The sequence below is a fragment of the Candidatus Abyssobacteria bacterium SURF_5 genome (assembly GCA_003598085.1).
GTDB lineage: Bacteria > Abyssobacteria > SURF-5 > SURF-5 > SURF-5 > SURF-5.
On the sequence record QZKU01000145.1, the window covers coordinates 22,369 to 46,198 of the forward strand.

The following is a 23,830-nucleotide window of genomic DNA, read 5'->3' on the forward strand; positions in this document are numbered from 1 at the left end:
ATATTAAGAGGATATGCGGTTCGTCATGAGCATTCAGTCGAACCTGGAGAACCTCCGCCGGCGGATTTCCGACGCCGCTCAACGAGCAGGCCGCAACCCAGCCGATATCAAATTGTGCGTCGTAACAAAGACTATTCCCGTTGCGAGAATACAAGAGGCAATCGCCTGCGGTGTCAGCATCATCGGAGAAAACCGCGTGCATGAGGCTACGCAAAAACAACCGGCGCTCGGGCGTTCGGTCGAGTGGCACATGATAGGCCACCTGCAGTCAAGAAAGGCCAGACAGGCGGTAGAATTGTTTGACATGGTGCAGTCGGTCGATTCCGTCTCAACGGCGGCCGCGCTGGAGAAACGCTGTGCGGAAATCGATCGCCCAATGCGGGTTCTCATCGAGGTCAACACCTCTCATGAGGAACAAAAGTACGGAGCGCCGCCCGCCGATGCGGAACGCCTGGTGCGCCAATTAGGGAAAATGGGACATCTGCGAATCGAGGGGCTGATGACCATGGCGCCCCTCGTTTCAGATCCCGAACTGGCGCGGCCCTGCTTCCGGGAACTGCGGCAAACCGCGCAACGGCTGCGGGAACAGGATTTTCCGGGCGCCTCGTTTGATGTCCTGTCAATGGGCATGAGCAATGACTTTGAAGTGGCTGTCGAAGAGGGGGCCACTCTGCTGAGAATAGGAAGCGCCGTATTCGCGAAATGAACGAGAAAGAAAACCATGGAACAGCAACTTGAGAAACTTCGAGCGGATGCGCTCGAAAAAGTGGGACAGGCTTCTGATTTATCACAATTGTCGCAGGTCCAAACCGAGTTCCTGGGACGCAAGGGAGAGCTGACAAAACTGCTCCGCCTGATGGGCTCATTGCCACCCGACCAACGCCCTGCTTTCGGCCAGAGCGCCAACCGAGTCAAACAGGAAATCCAGGACGCGATCGATCACAAGAAGAGCCTCTTCGAGCGGGAAGAGCGCGAGAAAAAACTGAAAAAAGAAAGCATCGACGTCACTCTTCCGGGTCTCAGGCCACCCATCGGCCATCTGCATCCGATCACGATCGTCTTTGAGGAAATCCGGAGAATTTTCGAGGGACTTGGCTTCCAGGTGGCTACTGGGCCGGAAGTGGAAACAGATTATCATAATTTTGAGGCCCTCAATTTCCCGAAGGATCACCCGTCTCGCGATATGCAGGCCACCTTCTTCATCAATGATGACGTGCTGCTGCGCACGCACACTTCTCCCGTTCAGATTCGCGCAATGACCGCACAGAGACCGCCGCTGAGAATTATTGCCCCCGGGAAAGTCTTCCGCCGCGACGACGATATCACGCACAGCCCCATGTTTCACCAGGTTGAGGGGCTTGTGGTGGACGAACAGATAACCCTCGGGGACCTGAAGGGCGTGCTTGAAGCCTTCATTCACCGCCTCTACGGCCCGCAGACCGCTCTGCGGTTCCGCCCCAGCTTCTTCCCGTTCACCGAACCGAGCGCGGAAGTCGATGTCCAGTGTGTCATCTGCGGCGGGAGCGGTTGCCGCACGTGCAAACAGTCAGGATGGCTCGAGGTATTAGGCTCTGGTATGGTGCATCCGAACGTTTTTCGCGCAGTCGGCTATGATCCCGAAGAGTATACCGGGTTTGCCTTCGGCCTGGGAGTCGACCGGCTCGCAATGCTGAAATACGGCATCGACGATATCCGCACATTATATGAGAACGACATCAGATTCCTCGAGCAATTTTAGGTGGATTGGAGAATGTAACGCATGCGCGTTTCACTGAATTGGCTCAAAGAATTCGTTGCCGTACGCCTCTCACCCGCCGATCTCGCTCACAAATTGACTATGACCGGCACCGAGGTGGATAGCGTACAGATCATAAAGTCCGCCTTTGAAAAGGTAACCGTTGGGCGCATACTGAAGATTCGGCGGCATCCCAACGCCGACAAGCTGGTCCTGTGCGAAGTCGACGTCGGCAATTCGTCACCGCTGAAGATCGTTTGCGGCGCACCCAATATCAAAGAGGGCGACATCGTGCCCGTCGCTGTATCCGGCGCGAAGCTGGCGGGCGGCTTCTCGGTGCATAAAACCAAAATCAGGGGCGAATCTTCGGAAGGAATGCTCTGCTCGGAGCGCGAGCTCGGCATCAGCGAGGACCACAGCGGCATCATGATTCTGCCGCCCGACCTGCCGACCGGCGTCCCTCTTGACGAAGCGCTCCAGCTTTCCGACGCGTTGCTCGAGCTCGGCGTGACGCCGAACCGGCCCGACTGCCTCAGCATATTCGGAACGGCTCGCGAGGTCGCCGCGATAACCGGCGAAAAGACAAGGCTGCCCGACATCCGGATGCGCGAAGCGGGCGCACAGATAGAATCCCTCACGTCGGTCACAATCGAAGACGAAAAAGGCTGCCCCCGCTATGCCGCGCGCGTCGTGTCCGGCGTCACGATCGGAGCATCCCCCGCATGGATGCAACAGCGGCTCCTGAAGGCGGGCCTGCGGCCGATTAATAATGTCGTCGACATAACGAATTATGTGCTGCTTGAACTCGGTCACCCGCTGCACGCGTTCGATTACCACAAGCTTTTCGAGAACAGAATCGTCGTCAGGCGCGCACTCCCGAAGGAGTCGATCGTGACCCTGGACGGAGCCAATCGCGGCCTGACCGAACAGATGCTGGTCATCGCCGACGCCGAAAAACCGGTTGCGATCGCCGGCGTCATGGGCGGAGCGAATTCAGAAGTGACCGAGCAGACGAAGACTGTCCTTATCGAATCCGCATATTTCGACCCCGTTACGATCAGGCGCACATCGAAAGCGCTCGGGTTGTCCACGGAAGCTTCGTTCCGATTTGAGCGTGGCGCCGACCCGCAAATGCTGACGGTCGCGCTCGACCGCGCCGCCGCACTCATGGCCGAAGTTGCGGGAGGCACTGTCGCCGCCGGAAGCGTCGACCAGTACCCGCACCCGTTCAGCCCGAAGGAAATCTCGGTGCGCCATGAGCGGATCAGACGGATTCTCGGCATCCGGGTTCCACCTGACAAAGCGATATCCATTCTCGATGCGCTCGGATTCGAAATTGTTTCCACCACCGGCGAGTCGGTCCGCGTGCGCGTGCCGAGTTACCGGCCCGACGTGGGCGAGGAAATCGATCTAATCGAAGAGGTTGCGCGCGTCTACGGATATGAAAACATTATTGCGACGTATCCCGAGGACAGGGCGCTCATGACGCGAGGACTGCCGGCAAAGTCGGCCGAAGAGGAAGTGAAAGCCCTGTTGAAGGGATGCGGTTTCACCGAGATCATCACGTTCAGCTTCGGGGACCCGGAAGAGATGAAGGATTTTTCGGGCGACGGCTATCCGGCTGCGCCGATCCGAATGAGGAATCCGCTGGCCGAGGACGAAAGCGTTTTGCGGACAACCCTTATGCCCGGACTGCTCGGAACAATCCGCAGCAATATCAATATCGGGAGGAAAAACCTGAAACTCTTCGAGGTCGGCAAGATTTTCTGGCCGGCTCCCGGAGAAACGCTGCCGGATGAACACGTGTCCGCCTGCGGCGCGGCGACCGGGCTGAGGAACTCTCTCCACTGGAAAGAGCAGCCTGCCGAGGTCGATTTCTTCGACTTGAAAGGCGTAGTTGAGACGTTGCTCGATTCTCTCGGTTTCGACGCGAGAGCTGTCAAATCTGCAAGACCCGGATTTCATCCGGGCAAATGCGCCGATATCGAAGTGGCGGGAAAAACGGTCGGCCGGGTGGGAGAGATTCACCCCGATATCATTCAGAAATATGAATTAAAACAAAAGACCTTCCTTTTCGAATTGGACCTTTCAACGCTTCTCTCGTGCCCGAAAACGGAAAAGGAATACCTGAGCGTTTCCCGCTTCCCGTACTCCGATCGCGATATGGCTGTCGTGGTCGATGAGAACATCGAAGCAGCCAAGCTGGTTTCCGCCATCACAGAGGCCGGAGAAGAGATCTTGAGGCGGGTGCTCCTGTTCGACGTCTATCGAGGTGCGCAAGTGGAAAGCGGAAAGAAAAGCCTCGCTTTCAGCCTCAGGTTCCAAAGCGTTCAGCGAACACTGACCGATGAGGAAATCACCGCCGCGTTCAATAAAATCGTCCAGTCCGTCCAAACGCGCTTCGGCGCCCAATTGAGAAAGTAATGAAATGGACGAGAAGCTGGCCAGACTCGAAGAACAGATGAAGCGCTTGGTCAGCAGCTTCCGCGACGCCTGCGAGAAAAACGAGCACCTCCGGCGCCAGAACGAACGCCTGCTGAATGAGCTCCTGGAGAAAACGCGGCAGATGGAAGTGCTCGAAGAGCGCGGCGAACTGCTGCTTGAAGCGCAGGCGGAAAAGAAAAAGCTCGAAGCGCAGCGCGAACAGATCCGAAAAGAAATCAACGCCCTGCTCGAGCGAGTGCGTGCGCTGAAGGGCGAACAACACAGATAGACAAGATGGGGACGGAAAATCTTCCCCCAGTTGTGCAGACGTCTTGAAAAAACTGTACGGTCTCTGTTGTCTTTAAGTTCTCCTTTGGTTTTCGAAAGGCGAAGACGATCATGAACCGACCCGCCGCCGTGACGGTCACCGTTCTCGGGACCGAGCTCAGTTTCAGAACCGAAGACCCCGAGTACATCAAACAGTTAGCCGCTTTTGTTGAAAACGAAATCCGCACAGTCGTGGATTCCGGAAAAATATCATCACAGACCAAGGCGGTTATCCTCGCGGCCTTTACCATGGCCGATGAATTGTTTCGGCTGCGCAAGGAAAAGGAACAGGTCTCCAAGCGAATCGAATCGATGCTTGAGATGGCATCAAATATGCACTGGGAGACTCCGGCGGCGCCGCCACATCCGGCCACGGAAATCTGAGGAACACGGGAGCGATTCCACTCCGGAATCTCTTGCCGTCGCCAATTCGTTCGTACGGAATTTCGCTTTTCTTGCACCGAAATGTTCAAACAAGACTTATTCGCTTCAACCAGTGCAGGGAGAAACATGATCGAGATCGCCGACCGCATCTACTTCATCGAGTCCGAAAACAGAGGGCGCTATCCGAACTCGCACTCGCTGTTTGTCGATGACGATTTGGGTATGGTTATCGACCCGGCCTGCCGCGAAGAATTGATGCTTGAACTGGCTGCGAGTCATAAGACGAGTATCATCCTCAACACTCACTACCACGAAGACCACAGGATCTACAATTACTGCTTCACCCGCGCACAGCTTTACACACATGAGCTCGATGCCCGCGGCTACGGCTCAATCGAGGACTTCATGCAGGATTTCTCGGTTGTCAACAGCGATACGCTCAAGAACTTCTGGCGCGATTTTCTGCTCGACAACTGCAAATACCGCCCCTATACAGTCGCTCAGACTTTTTCCGACGGCTTCCAGATCGACCTCGGACATACCGTTGTCAAAACGATTCATACCCCCGGCCACTCCGCAGGCCACAGTTGCTTTTATTTCCCCAAGGAACAGGTGCTGTACCTGGGCGATATCGACCTCACCTCCTTCGGGCCATGGTACGCCAGCCGGAATTCCGATATCGACGCCTGGCTGACCTCGATCGAGCGCGTCCGCCGGTTGAAACCTAAAATCGTGGTTACCTCGCATGGCGACGGCCTGGTGACTGAGAACCTCGACGCCCGAATCCAGACGTATGCTAATACAATTCATCAGCGCGATAACCGCATCCTCGAGTTCCTGCAGCGCCCCCGCACAAAAGAGGAGATTCTGGACCTCGAAATCGTCTACCGGCGCAATCATAAATCACCCGACTCTTTCTTCTACTGGGATGACCGTATGATGATAGAAATGCACATTTTTCGGCTGGAACGGCAGGGTCGATTGAAAAGACTTGACAGAAATTATGTTATAGGATAAAATGTTCACTGATAACCTATATCCTGAGGCGGGGCTTCTTTCCTCGGTTACTCTCGGCAATTTTCTTGACATCGAATCAAAAAGGAAGTAAAATGTCTCATAAAAGGGGAGGGACGTAAAGTTTGGCCGCTGGTCGGTAGCAAAGAGGTACTTGATTTTTTGATGTAATTACTTGCAGATACGCCACTTATAACCGGAGAATGTTTTCAGTCCCGCTGTCTAAGCACCCTCGCATGGAACAGCGGATCGATCCGGACCCGGCGGACACATGGGACCGGGTAATCAGGGAGAAGGAGTAGGAGCGGTGAACAGGCGTTGCGTAGTGACAGGACTGGGCGTGGTTTCATCGGTGGGGATCGGCAAGGAAGCGTTTTGGGATTCACTCGTTCATGGACGTTCGGGCGTTTCCTATATTACGCGCTTCGATACATCAAAACTGCCGGTTCATCATGGCGGCGAAGTAAAGAACTTCAATCCCACAGACTATATGGACGAACTCCGGGCGCAAATGTCCGGCCGTTACGTTCATTTTGCCGTTGCGGGCACAAAATTGGCGCTCGAGGACGCCGGCATCGAGCCTGATATGTATGACCGGTCCAGAATGGTCATGTATGGCGGCTCGACCGCGCCGGCGGCTGATTCTATCGAGAGCCACCTTCGAATCGCAATCACCGACGACCCGTTCAATGCGCCCCCCTATGCGCTTGCCTCTATCGCAATGCATTCCGCCATAGGAGAAGCCGCCCAGACCGCAAATGTTTTCGATTCCTCGACCACAATCTCCACACACTGCACTTCCGGCCTGAACGCCATAGGGTTCGGACTCGATGAGATTCGCAAGGGTCGAAAGGATATTGTGGTGGCCGGCGCAACCGATTGTACGCTCACCTACTACGCTTTCATCAGCTATATCCTCGCGGGTCTGCTGGTGCCGGAGGAAGGGGTTCCACCCGAGAAGATCATGCGCCCGTATGACAAGAACCGTCGCGGCGGCGTGATGGCGGAGGGAGCGGGATTCCTCGTGCTTGAGGACCTGGAACATGCGCGCGCTCGCGGGGCTCACATTTACGGCGAAATCATTGGACACGGGTATAAAGATAAAATCAACCTGTCGAAGTCGACAATGCTGACAATGTCCAGCGCCATCAGGGCGGCGCTTGCCAACGCACGAGTAAGACCAACCGACGTGGACTACGTTCTGGCGAACGGCAATTCAACTATCGTGCAAGATAAGATGGAGACAAGGACCCTGAAGGAGGTATTCGGCGAGCACGCTTATCGATTGCCCGTGAGCGCCATAAAGTCAACGATTGGCATACCGAATTCAGCCATCGGTCCGATGCAGGTGATCGCTGCTTGCCTCGCGTTTGAATCCAACCTGATCCCTCCCACGATCAATTATGAAACCCCCGACCCCGAATGCGACCTCGACTACGTCCCAAATCACGCGCGGTTCAATCGGGTGAATATGGCGGTTGTCAATAATTATGGCATGGACGGCGCCTGCGCCGCCGTACTCGTTAAGAGATACGGCAACGGGGAGGCCGTCTCATTTGGCGGCAGAGACGGCGCATGCAAAAGTGACGGCGACAGCTGAATGGATCCGAAACCGATAAGCATTCTCGTTACTGCACTTTTCATTTTCATTCTCGGCACCTATGTCTTCGCCAAGAATTCCAAAAAGATCATTAATATCTCCTTCCTTGGCCTCGCCTATAGCTGCGGCCTGTGGGCGCTCGCGCTGTTCACCATCAGTATCGAAACCCGCTATGAGGTGTTGAAGTTTGCGGGCCATATGGCATTCGCCACCGGCGCGCTCCTCACCTGCAATTTCCTTCTGTTCGCGTATGTGTTCCCGGATAAAAGAGATGAATTCCCGCCGCTGCGAACACTGCTCATCATCTGTGCGCCGGGCGCTCTCATGGCGCTGCTCAGTTTTACGCCTTTTATCATGAAAGATATTGCGTACGAAGGCGAGAAGGTCAGGCCGGTATACGGGGCCGGCATCTACATATTGATGTTGTACCACGTCGCCTGCGCCTTCATCGGTTTTTTCCTGCTGGCGCGGAAATTCCTCAAAACGAAAGTCCGCTTTGAGAGGGTGCAACTGAAATACACCTTCTGGGGAACCCTGCTTTCGGCCATCGGAATCGTCACGTTTGCGCTGCTTCTGCCCATTGCCGGCGTCTCTCAGTATTCGGGTCCCTTGAGCGCAGTCTTTATCGTGATTGCCAGCGCAAGCCTATCATACGCCATCGTGCGGCACCGCCTGATGGATCTGGGCGTGGTTTTCAGAAATGTCCTCATCTATATCGGAACGGTCGCGGCGCTTGGCGCCGTTATGGGACTGGTGACTCTCTTCACCCCTGTCCTGCGCCTGCAGCTCGAAGCAGTTGCCTTCCTCTCGGTTCTGGCGGCTTCGCTCCTGGTGTATCCTGTGCGCAACGGCATCGAGACGCTCGTGGACAGGTTCTTCTTTCACGGCCGCTACAATTATCAGGCCGCCCTGACCGAGTTCAGCCATTCGATGACGAAAATCCTGGACCTCGAAGACCTGCAGAACCGGATCGTCCATGAGGTGGCCTCCATCCTGCAGGTAAAAAGCGCCACCATCTTGCTTCACGAGACGGGCGAGAAGAAATACACGGTGAGAGCCGCGATACCCATAGAACTTGCTGATGCTCACCATGAGATCGGCGCAGACAGCCTCATTATCCGGCAGATGATGCAGGATCACACGCTGCTCGTGAAAGAGGAAATGAAACGCTCGCTTCCGGTCTCCCGATTTCAGCCGATCGAGAGCGAGTTCGACCAGATACACGCAGAGGTGATCATCCCGCTGTTCTATCGCGAAGATCTGCTCGGACTGCTCACATTGGGCGAGAAAATCTCGTCCGATATCTACTCGGTCGAGGACATCAATCTGCTCGTCACGCTCGGCAATCAGGCCGCCGTCGCGCTGGAGAACGCACTGCTGCACCACACCGTCATCATGCTCAAGAATCACAACGACAACATCCTCAAGTACATGAGCAGCGGAGTCGTCGCCATCGACAAGAACCGGATGATCAACACCTGCAACGACAAAGCCAGGGAAATTCTGCGACTCCCCCAGGACGGCGTCATCCATGGCAAGATCGATCTGCTTCCGTCTCCCCTGCGCGAGATGCTTTCCGACACCCTCGCCGGCAAGAACCGGTACTCGAATCAGGAGGTGCAGATATTATCACCCAAAGGCTCGATCTGTTATCTGAGCGCAAGCACATCGCTGATCAAGGAAGAGAAGGGCGTCGTGACCGGCGCACTGCTGGTGGTAAACGACCTGACCGAGATCAGGATTCTTGAGGGCGAGATGTGGCGGGCAGACAAGCTGGCCTCTCTGGGCACACTTGCCGCCGGCATGGCGCACGAAATCAAGAACCCGCTCGTCTCCATCAAGACCTTCGCCCAGTTGCTGCCCACCCGCTTCGAAGATACGGAATTCCGCGAAAAATTCTCATCCATAACGGTTGACGAGGTCGAGCGAATAAATTCTCTGGTGGAAAAACTCCTCGAATTCGCGCGACCGACGGCGCCGCTTTTTGAGACGGCTGACATCATCGACCTCATCGAAGAGGTCCTGCTCCTGCTCAGCAACGAGACGTCGAAGGTGGGCGTGACGGTCGTCCGTAATTTTGACGTCGATTCCGCTCCCATCGTCTGCGATAAGAGCCAGTTTAAGCAGGCCCTGCTCAATTTGTGCCTGAACGCGCTGCAGGCGATCGAGGCGTCCCGCAACAATTCCCATAAGGAATTGCGCGTCAGCGTCTCGCTCAGGAAAAGCAGATACTCCGGCGGGACTTCCCGCGACCAGGTCTCGGAGATGTTCTACGGCCTGGACATACCGGCCACCATCGATGACGCCCAGACCGTTGTCATCAAGGTGCGTGATTCAGGACAGGGCATCAGTCGCAAGAACCTCGGCAGGATTTTCGATCCGTTCTTTACGACGAAAGAAAAAGGGCTGGGGCTGGGACTGGCCGTCGTTCACGGAATCATCAAGGAACACTCGGGCAGCATCACCGTAGACAGCAAAGAGAATGTGGGGACCGAGTTCACCATCTCGCTGCCGGTGACACAGATATTCGCGAAGGAGAGGGCATGATATGGATGTAGTCGTCATTGCATCAAATGAAAACAGCATTCAGGAATCTCTCCGGATGCTGCTCGGCGAACGATACATGGTTCTGGTGGCGCGCTCGCTCCCGCAGCTCATCAATATCGTAAACGATCACCCGGTTGATGTGGTCATTCTCGATGAGTTCCTTGGGGCGGAGAACTGCGCCTGGGCGTTCGACCAACTGCGCTCGGTTTCGCCCGAGATTACCTGCATCGTGCTGGCGCTCCAGACCATATCCGAGGCGGCCAGCGAGCTGCGCGCCAAAGGCGCATACGATATCGTGAGCAAACCCTTTGACCGCGAGGTCCTCCTGACCGTTATCTCGCGGGCGGTCGAAAGATCGCGCCTGATGGCGCGGCTGGCGGCGGCAAAACAACCCGTCCGCACCACCGAACCGCTCCCCTTCGACGCCGTCGAACCGTCGAGCGAGCGAAAGGAGATGCTCGATTCGCTGCGACGATTCCTGCGGGCCGTCACCGACGTGCTTGCGCCCGAGCGCCTGCATGCCCTCGTGCTCGATGCGGTCGTCGAGATGTTCTCGCTCAATAAGGCCGTCCTGCTCCTCTGGAACGAGGAAAAACAGCGGATGGTGATGAAGGCGGCGGTGGGCCTCCAGGTGACCGGCCTCGAAGGGTACGAGGCGCCGTGGAAAAGCCTGATGCAGTGGCTCCACCGGCACGACCAGATTCTCAATCTTGACGACCCGGCGCGGGAGGCCGAGCCGGGCGAGATGCTCGAAGTGCGGAAAGAAATGGCCCTGCTCCAAGGCCGCCTGTGCGTGCCGCTGACGGCAAAAGGAAAAATGAGCGGCGTGCTCGTGCTGGGCAGGAAGATAACCGGAAAACGCCTCTCGGACGTCGAGATCGAGTTCCTGTACCTGCTTTCCCAGCAGATCGCCGCAATCATCGAAAATGCCCGGCATCATCGCGCTGTCCTCGTACAGAAGGAACGATACAAAGACATCCTGCAGGGCGTTACTTCCGGCCTCATCGCGACCGATGCCGCCGGCAGGCTCCTTCTTCTGAATAAGGCGGCCGAGCAAATCCTGAAAGTAAAGGCGGCGGATGTCACCGGACATGACGTCCAGCGGATCGGCTCGATGTTCGCCGATATCGTCAATCGCACGTTGCGCGAAGGAAAATCGTTTTGCAGGCATGAGGTGACCGACCCGGCCACCAAAGCGCTCCTCGGCATCAGCACCTCGGTCTTGACCGACGACGCCGGGAAACCCGTCGGTGCGGTCGCGCTCTTCACCGATCTGTCCACCGTCAAGTCCCACGCCGGAATGGATGTCGATGAAGCATGGCAACGCTGCGCGCTGTGCATGGCGCAGGAGATCAAGAACCCGCTGGTCGCCATCCGGACCTTCACCCAATTGTTTCCACAGAATTATGCGGACGAAAAATTCCGAACAGAATTTGCTCAAATTGCGCTCAAGGAGATAGATAAGCTCGATGCCGTCGTCGAGAAACTCCTTAAATTCTCTCAGCCGCTGCAACTTCGTCCGGAACAGGGCAACATCAATAACCTTATCGAAGAGGCCCTCAACCAGGCCCTGCAGGATGCGGACAAGCCAAACGTGGTGATTAACAAAAATTTCGAGACGGCCAACGGCATTGGAATGTTCGACAGGAATCTGCTCGGCGAGGCTTTTGTCCAGGTATTCCGGAATGCGCTGGATTCGATGCCTTCGGGCGGAACCCTGAACATCTCGGCTGCAACTCGAACCGGCGAGACCTCCGCCGCCGGCGCCCAGGGAAATGGGTCCTCGGTGCCGACCGTCACGGAAATTTGTATTTCCGACTCCGGCTCCGGAATCGCACCGGAGGATATGGGCAACCTGTTCAAGCCGTTCTATTCCAAGAAGGTCAAAGGGATGGGCCTCGGCCTGGCGATATCCCGGAAGATCATTCAGGGTCATAAAGGCGACATAAGCGTCTTGAGCGAACCGAACCGAGGGACGACCGTGAAGGTAGTTTTACCACATGGAGCATAAGATGCATAAAATTCTTGTGGTCGATGACGAATTAAGCGTGCGCGAAGCGTTGCGCATCATCTTGAAGGACAACTTCGAGGTTATCCTGAAGGATTCCGCCGAAGCGGGACTCGAATACTTGAATTTCAATGAAGTGGATCTCGTGTTTCTCGATATCCTGATGCCGGGGATGTCGGGGCTCGAGGCGCTCAAGATCATCAAAACGCGGCCGCAGCCGCCGGAGGTAGTCATCGTTACGGCGACGCGTACCGTAAAGAACGCCGTCGAGGCGATGAAGCACGGCGCATTCGAATACGTAACCAAGCCCTTCGACGTCGATGAGATCAAGTTGATCGCCGAGCGCGGAATCGAAAATCATCACCTCGTCCTTGAGTGCTCATCGCTCAGGCAGCAGATGGAAAACGAGAAGGAGCGGTTTTACAAGGAGCTCGAGGGCAAGGTGCGCGAGCGGACGGCGGAGCTCGAGGAAGCCAACCGGAAACTGCGGGAGACACATGAGCAGCTGGTGCGGTCGGAAAAACTGGCGTCTCTCGGCGAGTTGGTCGCAGGGGTCGCCCACGAACTCAACAATAAGCTGCTGCCCGTCCTCGCGTACGCGCAACTGCTGAAAGAGCAGAAATTCCCCGACGGCATCCTGCGCTACGTCGATACCATTGAGCGTTCGGCCTCGGCCGCGGCCTCGGTCGTCAGTTCGCTGCTGAATTTCTCGCGTCCCTCAAGCGCCACCAGAAACCCGGTGGACCTGAACGCGACCATGCGGGAAACCCTTTCTTTGCTCGATTACAAGATCAAGGCCGGCCGCGTGCGCGTCAAAGTCGAGCTCGAGGAAAGGATTCCGCTTACCATGGCGGATGAAAAGCAGATCGCCCAGGTGTTCCTCAACATCATCAATAATGCGTTTCAGGCGATGGAGCCGAACGGAGGCGAACTGAACATTCGCTCCACGCGAAAAGGCGACAACATCTTCTTCACGTTCACCGATACCGGCTGCGGGATTTCCGAGGAACACATGCTGAAAATCTTCGACCCCTTCTTCTCAACGAAAGGCAGCGGAGGCACCGGCCTCGGCCTCAGCGTCTCGCACGGATTGATTAGCGCCCACAAGGGCGAGATCACCGTAAAAAGCAAAGTGGGCAAGGGGACCACGTTCACCATTCGACTTCCCATCACGAGAGTCATGGAAGAAAGCGCTGTCAAGGAGGAACCGATCCGCTATACTCCTCAGAGGACAAAGCCCCGCGTTCTCGTCGCGGAGGATGATCCCGATTGCATGCTGGCGATCACCGATATTCTGAAGGCCGAACATGAGGTTATTTCGGTGTGCAATGGCCAGGAGGCGGTGAAAAACCTGAAGAAGGAGAATTTCGACCTCCTGATTGTGGATTGCAGAATGCCGGGCTTGAACGGGGTGGAATTGTATCGGTGGCTCATCGAGAACAAGAGCGAGCTCCAGCGGCGCGTCATCTTCATGACCGGCGATATTTTCGTGCCCGAAATCAAGTCCTTCCTAGAGAAATCCGGCTGTCCGTACATCACGAAACCGTTCGTTATGGATGACTTCAAGCGAACGATTACCGCCGCTCTCACGGCGCCATAGGCGGAATGCGACCTGCACATATGATTGCAAACCTCGTCAGCAAGCGCCCGTGGTATATCCTCATGTTTTCCGTTCTTGTCACTCTTGTGCTCGCAGTCGGAATACCCCGCCTCAAAATGCGCCCTTTCTTCGAGGGAGATCTCCCGGCCACCGATCCCGTCCTCGTCGCCAACGAGCACTATAGCTCCATATTCGGCAAGGACGAGGTGGCTTATCTGGCGCTGGTGAGGGATGATTCCATTTATCACGCCGACACGCTCGAAAAAATCGCCGCAATTACAGAAGAATTGAATTCGCTCGATCATGTGCTGGCCGAGCAAACGCTCAGCCTGGCCACCGCACGGAAAGTGACCTGGCGCGATTGGGGGCTCGACGTGCGAAAACACCTGTCGCCGCCGCCCGAATCGTCCGATGACATCGAGCGCCTGCGCCAGGACGTGCGACACGATCCCGATATCTACGACCGGCTCGTTTCGAAGGACGAAAAGGCGACGCTCCTTATCATCAGGCTCCAGCCGGGCTATAACCAGCGGCAGTTGTATCGGTCGCTTCATGCAATCGCAGATGAGTATGCCGGACCCGAGCGGATTTATCCTTTCGGACACCAGGTTATGAATGAAGAGGCGAATCTGGGAATCCTCCACGATGCCCGCGTCCTCGGTCCTGCGGCGCTGCTGCTCATGGCGGTCGGCATCTCGATTTTCTTCCGGTCGCCCCGCCTGGCGATCGGACCGGTGCTGATGGTGACCATGAGCATCGTGTGGACGATCGGCTTCATGCATTACATCCGCTTCCCCATGTCGGTGCTCAGCTCTTCGATACCTGCAATGCTGATAGCGATCGGCAGTTCTTACATGATCCACGTGATTTACAGCTACATCGAGCAGTCATCGAAGGGAAACGCGGCGGAAGCGATGGCGCAGGGGATTCGAAAGGTGGGTCCGCCGATCCTGCTTGCAGCCGTAACCTCAATGGTCGGCTTCCTCACCTTGATCGTTTTCAAGATTCTCACCATACGCGAGTTTGGGGTCACGGTGGCGATCGGCGTGGGGTTTTGCGCGCTCCTCGCCCTCATGGTGCTGCCGTCGATTATTATCTTGCAGAAGAAGTCCGTTCCACCTCGATCCATTAAGAACATGGATGTTCTCGATAGATTTCTGGCGTGGATCGGGCACGTCGGGGTGAACCATCGATACCGGGTGGCGATCGCGGGGTTGGCGCTTTTGATAGTATCCGGCCTGGGCGTATCTCGCATCAAGATCGGATACGCTCCCGAGGAGATTTTCCCGGAGAATCACCCGGCGCGCACCGTCGTCTCCCTCTTCATCAACGAGTTCAACGGGCCGTACTCGATCAACGTGATGTTTTCGACTACCGAAGTCGACGGGCTGAAGTCGCCCGACGTTCTGCGGCGGATTGACGATTTTCAGGCGTTCGCCGAGAGCCTGTCGAAGGTCAAACATTCGACCTCGATCGTCAATATCGTGAAAAAGATGAACCGCATCCTCAACGAGGATGATCCTGCTCACGACAAGGTTCCTGAAAGCAGAGAAATGGTGGCGCAGTTGTTGCTGCTCCACTCGATGACACAGGACCCCGTGCAATTCGAGAACCTGGTGGACTACGATATTCAGCGCTGCAAAGTCGCAATTGCCACGACCGCCATCGACAGCATGCAGCTCGAAGCCATCTTTGATCGGCTTGCCGAATATTGCAGCACGCACTTCGGCGAAGATGTAACGGTCTCTTTCGGCGGACGCAGCCTGATCTGGATGGCGATGAACGATTACATCATCCGCGGCAAGATCATGAATATCATCATGAATACCGTGCTCATCTGGATCATCTGCGCAGTCGCCTTCCGTTCGGTCCGATTTGGACTTGTCGGAATCATGCCGCTCACGCTGGCGACTCTCGCAACTTTTGGGCTGATGGGGCATCTTGGAATCAGGCTCGATACGGCCACCGCGGTTTTAACCGGCATCTCGGTTGGTGTCGGAGTTGATTTCGCCATCCATTTCATTTCTCGCCTGCGAAGCGAGGCGCGCACAGCTCAAACACTGAATGACGCGGTCGGGGTTACCGTTATCAAAAGCGGACGCGCCATCGTCTTTGACGCTGCTTCTAATATCCTCGGGTTCATGACGTTCATCTTTTCCGGCTTTGGGCCGGTGCGCAACCTGGGCATCCTGATGTGCTTCACCATGGTGGCGTGCCTCCTGCTCACCCTCCTCCTTATTCCAACCCTCCTTGCGCTCTTCCCGATACCGTTCCGCCGTTTACGGGAAGAAACGCTCTTTCTCCGGCCCGTCTCCGTCGAAGCAACACGGCCTGATTGATTGTTCTACAGCTATTGCGGAATTGGATCAAGATCTTCCTGAAAAGTACGGGTATGAAGGGGCGTGCGGGAGAGTGCTATCTCCAGATGGCGGAATGAAATCTAAGATATGTTTTGACTGCCGATCCTTTTACCCGTGCCTTCCTCGAACAGGAGCAGCTTATCTTGTGGAATCGAATAGGCAACGCGACTGCCCGGCGCCAAATCCAGGAACCCGAGCGACCTCGCGCAAAAGCTAATGCTCCCATCTTCGAGGTGAATGACTGTCTCGCCGGCCATTGGTTCTATCAAATGCACCAGCGCCGTCCCTGACAACGAAGCATTTTCTCCGGCGTTGCCAAGCAAAACATCTTCCGGCCGGAAGGCAAGACTGATGCGAGGCGGCACCGGCGAAACGTCCAATTGGAACTTCTTTCCTTCGTCATTTCCGCAGACAAGCTCGGTGCGGCCGTTCTTCATTTCGGCGCGGCACTCGACGAAATTGATCGGCGGGGTTCCCAGAAAGCCGGCAACAAACAGGTTCCCGGGGCGGCAGTACAAATCGGACGGCGTCCCCACTTGTTCCAGCACGCCCGCTCGCAAAATTGCGACGCGCCGCCCGATGAGCATGGCCTCGTGCTGGTCGTGCGTAACATAAACGACTGTCGCTCCGAGCGCGTCATGAATCTGCTTGATCTCCTGGCGCAGCTGCACCCGCAGGGCCGGATCGAGATTGCTCAGCGGCTCATCGAAAAGAAACACCTTCGGCTTTCGCACCAGCGCCCGTCCGAGCGCCACCCGCTGGCGCTGGCCGCCCGATAATTCTTTTGGTTTGCGTTCGAGCAGCCCATCGATCCCCAGCATCCGCGCGGTCTCCAGAACACGGGCCTGAATCTCGCTCTTGGGAACGCGGCGCATTTTCAGGCCGAACCCGAGATTTTGCGCAACGTTGAAGTGCGGGTACAGCGCGTAGTCCTGGAACACCATCGCGATGTCGCGCTCGCGCGGCGGCGTGTGCGTTGCCGGTTTTCCGCCGATAAAGATTTCGCCTGAACTCGGTTTGTCGAGGCCGGCGATCAGGCGCAATATCGTGGATTTTCCGCTGCCCGACGGCCCAAGAATGACCAACAGTTCGCCCTCATCGACTTCAAGACAGACTCTGTCGAGGGCGACAACTTTATTATCGAACACTTTGGTCAGACTTTTTAGCACCAGCGCAGACATCGATTCATCCCATCAATTCCGAAATCTTTTTGTTCAGCTTCCGCCGGCGGCGCACGTTTGAGCCGAGAAGAACAGTCCACCGCAACACGTAGTAAGCGACGATTCCCAGAAACGCGCCATAGAGCGCTCCCCACATGATGTCCGGCGTCGCGCCCACGAGCGCGCCCGTCACCTTGAAGGCGGTATTCGCATCATCGACTCGCTTCGACAGGTCCTCGCCGAGCACGATCCTGAGGGAATCGCCCAACCGCTGCTCTTCGCCGATCAGCGGATATAACGCCTTTGCGGCCTGATATTCAGCGCCGGCTATCAAGCCTATGAAGGGCGCTCCATAGCGCAGGACGAATCCGCTCGCTCCCGAAAACAGCCTGCCGGCCAACGAGCGCCTCCGCAATGGACCGTAGCGGCGGGCCATCTCACGCACCTCGTCACGGTCGATTGTGGCAGGAAGATAATCAAGCTCCCGGTCGAGCAACTGGTTCCGCGCAATGTTCCGCTTCAATCGCTTTCCAACCGTCCCCATTACTTCTCCCTCCGATCAAAGATGCAGCGGCCTTTGGAGGATCTCTCTAGTTATGGTAGTTTAACCGACCGCTTCTGTCAACCCGCTCAGCCAGAGCGATCCGGGCACCTGCGATTCTTGACTTGTCGCCTCCGCCGACTTTATAGTGACAGTGAATTTGTCCAACGGTCGCGATGAGAACTGCCCAATGCAGTGGGGACTGACACCACATACGGAAGTGCGAAGGGACCGGCTCCGGGAAGTGATGCCTTTTTGAATTCGCAGGATGGCGCCTGTCCCCAAAGCAAGAACAGCCGTCCAACCGTCGGACAGTCTCGCAGTCACACTTCGGCGGATTAACGAGGCGCATCAGACAGAGAGGAAAGGAGCGGCTACATGGACTACAGCCATTACAAGGATATTGCCGTCGAGCGCAAAGGCCGGATTTTGTCGTTGACCCTGAATCGACCCGAAAGTCTTAACGCCGTTACGCCCGCCATGCATGCGGAGCTTGCCGCTATTTTCAGCGACATTCGAAAGGACGATGAGGCTGACGTGGTGACGCTGACCGGCGCGGGCAGGGGCTTTTGCGCAGGAGCCGATCTGAAGCATCCGATCCCCGACAAGGAAACCGCCGACCGGATATTCGTTGAAGGAAAGGAAATCATTCTGAATATCCTCGAGATCGACAAGCCGATCATCACCGGCGTGAACGGCCCGGCGGCCGGCCTCGGCGCCACGCTTGCCGTGTTCGGCGATATCGTCATAGCGTCTGATCGCGCCCGCATCGGCGACACGCACGTGAAAGTCGGGCTGGCAGCCGGTGACGGAGGCGCCGTCATCTGGCCGATTCTGGTCGGCGTGAACAAAGCGAAGGAGCTGCTGATGACCGGCGAGGTGATCGACGCTCAGGAAGCCCTGCGGATCGGGCTCGTCAATCATGTGGTTCCGCACGAGAAACTGAATGAGACCGTCATGGAGATGGCGCAACGGCTCGCTTCCGGCGATACCATGGCCATCCGTAACACCAAGAAAGCGGTCAACCTGTACGTGAAATGGATGATGAACCAGGTATTCGAGTATTCGCTCCTTCTGGAATACCAATGCGCAATGAGAGTTTTCGGGCGCTGAACTGCTATTCGTGCGTTACGCTCGATTTGACCTGGTAATAAAGAACTCCATCCCGAAGGACTTGGTGCAGGAGATTTTCTTCGAGGAGTTTCTGCAGATGTTTCACTGCTTCATTTCGGTGAATTCCGAGCCCTTTCGAGATGTCTTCGAGCGTGCATGGACGGCGTCGCAACAGAGCAAGCACTTCCTCAGTCACCCTTTGCTGCTCCGGCTCGGCCGGATGCCGGCCATATGGCGTTATTACCTCAGCATTCTCAAAAAAATCGCAGATACGCGCCATTTCAGCGTCGGGCACCCTCTCGGCCCAGCCTTCCGCGGGCGGACGGATCACCGTGTTCAGTTGGAGCTTGTCCGCAACAATTCGCTCCGCACATTTTTTTATTCGATCAAGGGCGGGTGCGGACGTGTTGATGTTATTGACCAGAAACACTTCAAGCCATAGTTGTCCGGAATATTCCTTTCGGAAGAGAGAAAGTCCTTCAACGACCTGATCGAATTTCAATTCGGGAGCGGGCCGATTGATCTTCTGGAAAAGAGCTTCGTCGCCCGCATCGAGCGAGGGCACCACAAGGTCGGCCGGCAGAAGGTCCGCCCGCACCGCCTCATCCCATAAGAGCGATCCGTTCGTGAGGACGGCAACAGGAATCGCGCTCTTGTGCTTGATCGCTTTGATGAGCTTGCCGATTTCCGAGTGAAGCGTCGGTTCTCCCGAACCCGAAAGCGTTATATAGTCCGGCCGCTCGCCTCCTTCAAGCTTCCGCCAGAGCTGGCTCAAGATGTCCGAAAGCGGAACGTATTCTTTACGAGCAATGGTTCGACAAGTTGTCCGGCCTAGCTGACAGTATATGCAATCGAAGCTGCATGTCTTGAAGGGAACCAGATCAAGCCCCAGAGAGCGCCCCAACCGCCTCGAGGGAACCGGCCCAAAAACGTACCTGCAGTTTGGCTTCGTCATCTCTCTCCGTAGTTGGGTGACCACCGACTATGAAATGGCCGCCTGAGCACAAGCGGCGCCCTCACCAGCCGGTTGGCTTCGCCAACCCTGCCCCCTCGCTTACTGCTCCCTCGCCATAACCGAGCCGCACTTCGGACATTTGACCTGATAGCATGGCACTCCCCGCTCGTGAGTCGCTTTATGGCCGCAGTTGGGGCACACGCAATTGCCGCCGGGTCCCAGCCGGAAACCGCCGCCTCTTCCCATCCCGCCGCCCATCCCGCCGCCGCCTCCGCGGCGTCCCGAACCTGTTCCAGTCATCTCAGTTCCTCCTCGCATACTTGGGTAACCCAAATGCTTGTTTAAAAGTTGCCGAGGCGTCCCTATATCAGCTTAACCTTCCCATCCAAAATTGAATAACGCCTCAGTCCGGCACATCGTTCTCCACTCACTCTCGTTCTGAGCATCAATAATGCCAACGAAAAAGACTCTCCGCTTGCCAAGTCGCAAGGCATTGACAACACGTGCTTTAAATCCTTGCCTGTTGAGCTTTTGTCAACGCCACGAGGAATGGGGATTGCAGCCGCGCAAAACAATGTCTCTTCTCAATTGCACTCTTGCAAAAGAATTGGGCGATCTCGCTCACAACGAACTGCGGGAATGTATCCGTGCGGATATGTAGAGGATATGGATTGGATGGTGCGGAACAACGCGCTCGATATATTTTCCACCGCATTGGCGGCCGTATGATCATAAAACGAGCAGGATTGTCCATCGGAAACGTCTCTTCCGTTGATTCGGGTGGAGCGACCACCGATAGGGGAAGCCTCTATCGCGCGCGTGTTTCGCTGTCAGCGCAGGACGAATAAAGTTTAGGAAGCCTCCTCACGAGGACATGCCAGCGCTTCCTCTACCGCCGCGAGAAATTTATCCGGATCGACGGGCTTATCAAACACCGCGGCCGGTTTTCTGACGGCGAGGTCGCGCCCGGCAAGGCCGCTGACCACGATGATGGGCGTATGCTTCAGCTCCTTGTCTCTGGATAACTTGCGCGCGAAATCCGTGCCGGTCCTCTTCGGCATCAGAAGGTCGAGAATCACAAGATCCGGCTTTTCGCGGCGAGCCGCTTCGTAGGCCTCCTCCACGTTGTACGTCGGAATCGGTTGGTAGCCGTTCTTTCGCAAGAGCGTCTCGAAGAAGACCACTACGTGTTTCTCGTCATCCAGAATCAGAATCTTCTTCTTTTCTTGATCGCCGTTCTTCATTCGTTTATCCTTTCGTATGACCGGCAGCTCAGACCGGTTGATGCCGAGTGATGATCTTTTGTCATGTTGCTCCTCCTCGAAGCCTTCCTTTCGCTGATCTCATGCCGATTCGTTTGCGATTGGGCGCACGGCGGAAATCCCGCCAGTTCTTGGATGTCACACTTCTTTCAGAATATCGTTTATGTAGTACTTGGAGTACAGAGCGCTCACCGGATTGTTTGCGAGCGACTTGTCTTTTACGAACAGGGTGGACATGGGCGCCTCGCTGTATCGCGCGAAAATGCAGTCGCATCCCACGCACAGTCCCACCGCCGCGTTGATATCCGTCTTCAGGCTGTTCAGTACGCGCGCCTGCCCGATCGGATTGCAGCACATCCCTTCGACGGCCGTTATGGCATCATGCTGCGTCTGCCCCCCGATTCTGCAGCACACAGTGCTCACCTTGAAAAAGCGCCGGAGCAGGCGCGTGAGTATCTCGACTTCCTGAAACATCTCCACGCAGAAAGCGATCCCGATATGTTTGTATTCCATGCCGAGGCAGTAATAAATAAACTCGGCAATGCGACACAGCTTCCTGTCTGTCTCCGCGGATATATCCGCAGTGACTTCCATCGAATGCCGAAGGTCAGAGTACTCGTCCGCCAAGAAAAGGTCCTTCGTGTCATTCGTGCAACTCTTGTTCTCCATGCACGGACGATCGATACATTCCACACAATCGATCCTGTCCTTCTTCTGCGCGGATTCTTCTACCGGCTCCCTGTCGAGCAGGATCGCCCTCACGCTCGAAGCAAGCGCGCCGGCCTGGTTCGATAATCCGAACCCTGTCTCCAAACGGCCGCTGAGAAGGGCGGAAAGGATATCCTCTACTTCAGCCGCCACGTTGTAAATGACTCTTATCCCGAATGAATCCGCCCTCTCGATAAAATCCTCTTCTATTGCGCCGCAGATGAAGAGATCGATGCGCAGATTTACCAGTTGCGCGAGCCGTTCTTCATCACTCATGCCGCCTGTATCTATGATTTTCCTCGAGACCACTTCATTGTCTTTAATGCTGACGAGCAACATCTGGTCCGAATAGATACACCGGGGAGATACCCGCGTGCCGAATAAGGGGATTGCAACTCTCACAATCTGGTTCCTGTTCATTCCCTCAGCGCGCGAAGCGCATGTCCTCCAACCGAATGAATTGCCGGCGCACTCGCTCTTCTCTTGCCCGCCGGAATTCCTTCCAAAAACAATTCGGGCAATAACTGTGCCAAACCCCCGCGCCGTTGTTTCCGTCGCGGACGGAGCGGCAACATGCCCCCTTTATCGACGTTCACTGCATCTTCTCCGCAAAAAGCGGAGCGCTCGGGGACGCCGCCGGTGTTACATCGGGTGCTGCATGCAGCGCTGCACCGCAATAGTTCTTGATCGCGCGCTGCCCGCCCGCCCGTAAGACTGCGGCAACCCGTAAGCCGCCTTCGAAAAATTTTCTTTAGCGGAGCGACAGCCAGTGTCGATGTATTCCGCGGCATGACCTGCCGCGGCCGTGCGGAGCATTTGACGGTGGCATAGTTTTTGCCCAACTAAAAGACGGTGGTGGCATCCGACGCCATGAGGAAACGGCGAGCGAGCATTGAGCCGCCCCGCAAATGGAGCTTGAGAACAGGAGGTTCTTCATATGGCTTCTGTTTCCCCGATGCTTGAAATAACCGACGCCATCATGGAGGTCGGCGGCAAGACTCTGAAGGTATGCATGCAGTGCGGCACGTGCACGGGAGTATGTCCCTGGAATCTGGTGGACGAATTCAGCCCGAGGCTCTTGATCCGGCTGGTCAGCCTGGGCATCGAAGGATATGAACAGGACAGCCTGTGGAATTGCGTCACCTGCGCCACGTGCGTCACCCGGTGCCCCCGTGGAATCGATATCATCGATGTCATCAGATCGACGCGGAGCGTCATGCTCGAGAGCGGAATCGTGCCGCCGGCCTATCGCGTGCCTCTCGCAAGCCTGCGCAATGAGGGGAATCCGTGGAGCTCTCCCCGCTCGGAACGCGCGGATTGGGCGGCAAAATTGAATATTCCCGAGTTCTCCGAGGCGACCGAACATCTGCTTTTCGCCTGCTGCACCCATGCGTATGACGCCCGAAACAGGAAGGTCCTGAAGGAGACGGCCGAACTGCTTCTAAAAGGAGGCGCCTCCGTCGGCATTATCGGAACCGAGGAAAGCTGCTGCGGCGACCAGGCGCATAAATGCGGCGCTCTGGAAACATATACGGCGCTGCAGGAAGCCAATACCGAGCTTTTTGCCGCTCGCGGAGTCAGAAAGATCATCACCACGTCTCCTCATTGCCTGAATCTGTTCATCAAGGAGTATAAAGGCGAGTTCGATGCAGTCCATTACACGCAAGTCTTCGCGAAGCTCATCAAGGAGAAAAAGCTTGTTCCTGCAAAACCGGTCCCATTGAAGGTCGCCTATCACGATCCCTGCTACCTGGGCCGCCACAACAACATTTATGATGAGCCGAGAGACGTTCTCCGCAGCATTCCCGCACTGGAGTACGTGGAACTTCCCCGATGCAAGCAAAGGAGCCTGTGCTGCGGCGGAGGCGGAGGCGGCATCTGGTCTGAAATCGAAGTCGAAAAACGTTTCAGCGTGCTGCGCATACGGGAGGCGAAGGAAGCCGGCGCAAACGTGATAGCCACCGCGTGCCCGTTCTGCATGATCATGCTCGAGGACGGCCTGAAGGCTTCAGGCATCGATGAGAGCGAGATGAAGATTCTCGATGTGAGCGAGTTACTCTATGAATCGGTCGAATAAAACGGCGGGGAAATC

Annotated in this window: 20 protein-coding genes; 13 read left to right on the top strand and 7 right to left on the bottom strand. The window is 56.2% G+C overall.

Going from position 1 to position 23,830, the window contains the following annotated elements:
• Positions 1-13 precede the first annotated feature (13 nt).
• The 11 genes from C4520_21890 to C4520_21940 all read left to right on the top strand — a co-directional run bounded on the left by C4520_21890 (position 14) and on the right by C4520_21940 (position 15,978).
• Entirely contained in the window at positions 14-706 is a 693-nt protein-coding gene (locus C4520_21890) for a YggS family pyridoxal phosphate-dependent enzyme (protein RJP14006.1), read from the top strand.
• 15 nt (positions 707-721) lie between these two features.
• Entirely contained in the window at positions 722-1,738 is a 1,017-nt protein-coding gene (locus tag C4520_21895) for a phenylalanine--tRNA ligase subunit alpha (protein RJP14007.1), read from the top strand.
• Between the two features lie 21 nt (positions 1,739-1,759).
• Positions 1,760-4,159, top strand: a complete 2,400-nt coding sequence (locus C4520_21900; GenBank protein RJP14008.1) for a phenylalanine--tRNA ligase subunit beta — start codon at positions 1,760-1,762, stop codon at positions 4,157-4,159.
• Positions 4,160-4,163: 4 nt separating this feature from the next.
• Positions 4,164-4,448, top strand: coding sequence for a hypothetical protein (locus C4520_21905; protein ID RJP14009.1), 285 nt, complete (start codon positions 4,164-4,166; stop codon positions 4,446-4,448).
• Between the two features lie 110 nt (positions 4,449-4,558).
• Positions 4,559-4,870, top strand: coding sequence for a cell division protein ZapA (locus tag C4520_21910; GenBank protein RJP14010.1), 312 nt, complete (start codon positions 4,559-4,561; stop codon positions 4,868-4,870).
• An 81-nt stretch (positions 4,871-4,951) separates the two neighbouring features.
• Positions 4,952-5,887 (top strand): MBL fold metallo-hydrolase, encoded by a 936-nt coding sequence (locus C4520_21915; GenBank protein ID RJP14011.1) that lies wholly within the window; start codon positions 4,952-4,954, stop codon positions 5,885-5,887.
• 268 nt (positions 5,888-6,155) lie between these two features.
• On the top strand, positions 6,156-7,484 hold the full coding sequence (locus C4520_21920) for a beta-ketoacyl-[acyl-carrier-protein] synthase family protein (protein RJP14012.1): 1,329 nt from the start codon (positions 6,156-6,158) through the stop codon (positions 7,482-7,484).
• Positions 7,485-10,031: a PAS domain-containing protein gene (locus C4520_21925; GenBank protein RJP14013.1), complete on the top strand. Its 2,547-nt coding sequence runs from the start codon at positions 7,485-7,487 to the stop codon at positions 10,029-10,031. It abuts the gene before it with no gap.
• 1 nt (position 10,032) lies between these two features.
• A complete protein-coding gene (locus C4520_21930; protein ID RJP14014.1) occupies positions 10,033-12,042 on the top strand; it encodes a response regulator in 2,010 nt (669 codons plus the stop codon).
• Entirely contained in the window at positions 12,032-13,639 is a 1,608-nt protein-coding gene (locus tag C4520_21935) for a response regulator (GenBank protein ID RJP14015.1), read from the top strand. Before C4520_21930 ends, C4520_21935 begins: the two co-directional genes overlap by 11 nt.
• A gap of 5 nt (positions 13,640-13,644) precedes the next feature.
• Positions 13,645-15,978, top strand: coding sequence for an RND family transporter (locus C4520_21940; protein RJP14016.1), 2,334 nt, complete (start codon positions 13,645-13,647; stop codon positions 15,976-15,978).
• A 101-nt stretch (positions 15,979-16,079) separates the two neighbouring features.
• On the opposite strand, the gene C4520_21945 is transcribed toward C4520_21940, so the two are convergent.
• Positions 16,080-17,180, bottom strand: coding sequence for an ABC transporter ATP-binding protein (locus C4520_21945; GenBank protein ID RJP14017.1), 1,101 nt, complete (start codon positions 17,178-17,180; stop codon positions 16,080-16,082).
• A gap of 4 nt (positions 17,181-17,184) precedes the next feature.
• Positions 17,185-17,703, bottom strand: coding sequence for a hypothetical protein (locus tag C4520_21950; GenBank protein ID RJP14018.1), 519 nt, complete (start codon positions 17,701-17,703; stop codon positions 17,185-17,187).
• Between the two features lie 375 nt (positions 17,704-18,078).
• Between C4520_21950 and C4520_21955 the strand changes: the two genes are divergently transcribed.
• The gene (locus C4520_21955) at positions 18,079-18,813 is read left to right on the top strand and encodes a hypothetical protein (GenBank protein ID RJP14019.1); all 735 of its coding nucleotides are present in this window, start codon (positions 18,079-18,081) and stop codon (positions 18,811-18,813) included.
• A gap of 4 nt (positions 18,814-18,817) precedes the next feature.
• On the opposite strand, the gene C4520_21960 is transcribed toward C4520_21955, so the two are convergent.
• The 5 genes from C4520_21960 to C4520_21980 form a co-directional block, all read right to left on the bottom strand.
• The gene (locus tag C4520_21960; GenBank protein RJP14020.1) at positions 18,818-19,768 is read right to left on the bottom strand and encodes a radical SAM protein; all 951 of its coding nucleotides are present in this window, start codon (positions 19,766-19,768) and stop codon (positions 18,818-18,820) included.
• A gap of 99 nt (positions 19,769-19,867) precedes the next feature.
• Entirely contained in the window at positions 19,868-20,068 is a 201-nt protein-coding gene (locus C4520_21965; protein ID RJP14021.1) for a hypothetical protein, read from the bottom strand.
• 551 nt (positions 20,069-20,619) lie between these two features.
• Complete coding sequence (locus C4520_21970; protein ID RJP14022.1) at positions 20,620-21,012, bottom strand: response regulator; 393 nt, start codon at positions 21,010-21,012, stop codon at positions 20,620-20,622.
• 156 nt (positions 21,013-21,168) lie between these two features.
• The gene (locus C4520_21975; GenBank protein RJP14023.1) at positions 21,169-22,158 is read right to left on the bottom strand and encodes a DUF1847 domain-containing protein; all 990 of its coding nucleotides are present in this window, start codon (positions 22,156-22,158) and stop codon (positions 21,169-21,171) included.
• Positions 22,155-22,334, bottom strand: a complete 180-nt coding sequence (locus C4520_21980) for a hypothetical protein (GenBank protein ID RJP14024.1) — start codon at positions 22,332-22,334, stop codon at positions 22,155-22,157. Before C4520_21980 ends, C4520_21975 begins: the two co-directional genes overlap by 4 nt.
• A 341-nt stretch (positions 22,335-22,675) precedes the next feature.
• Here C4520_21980 and C4520_21985 point away from each other — a divergent pair, with 341 nt between their 5' ends.
• Complete coding sequence (locus C4520_21985; GenBank protein RJP14025.1) at positions 22,676-23,815, top strand: (Fe-S)-binding protein; 1,140 nt, start codon at positions 22,676-22,678, stop codon at positions 23,813-23,815.
• Positions 23,816-23,830 lie beyond the last annotated feature (15 nt).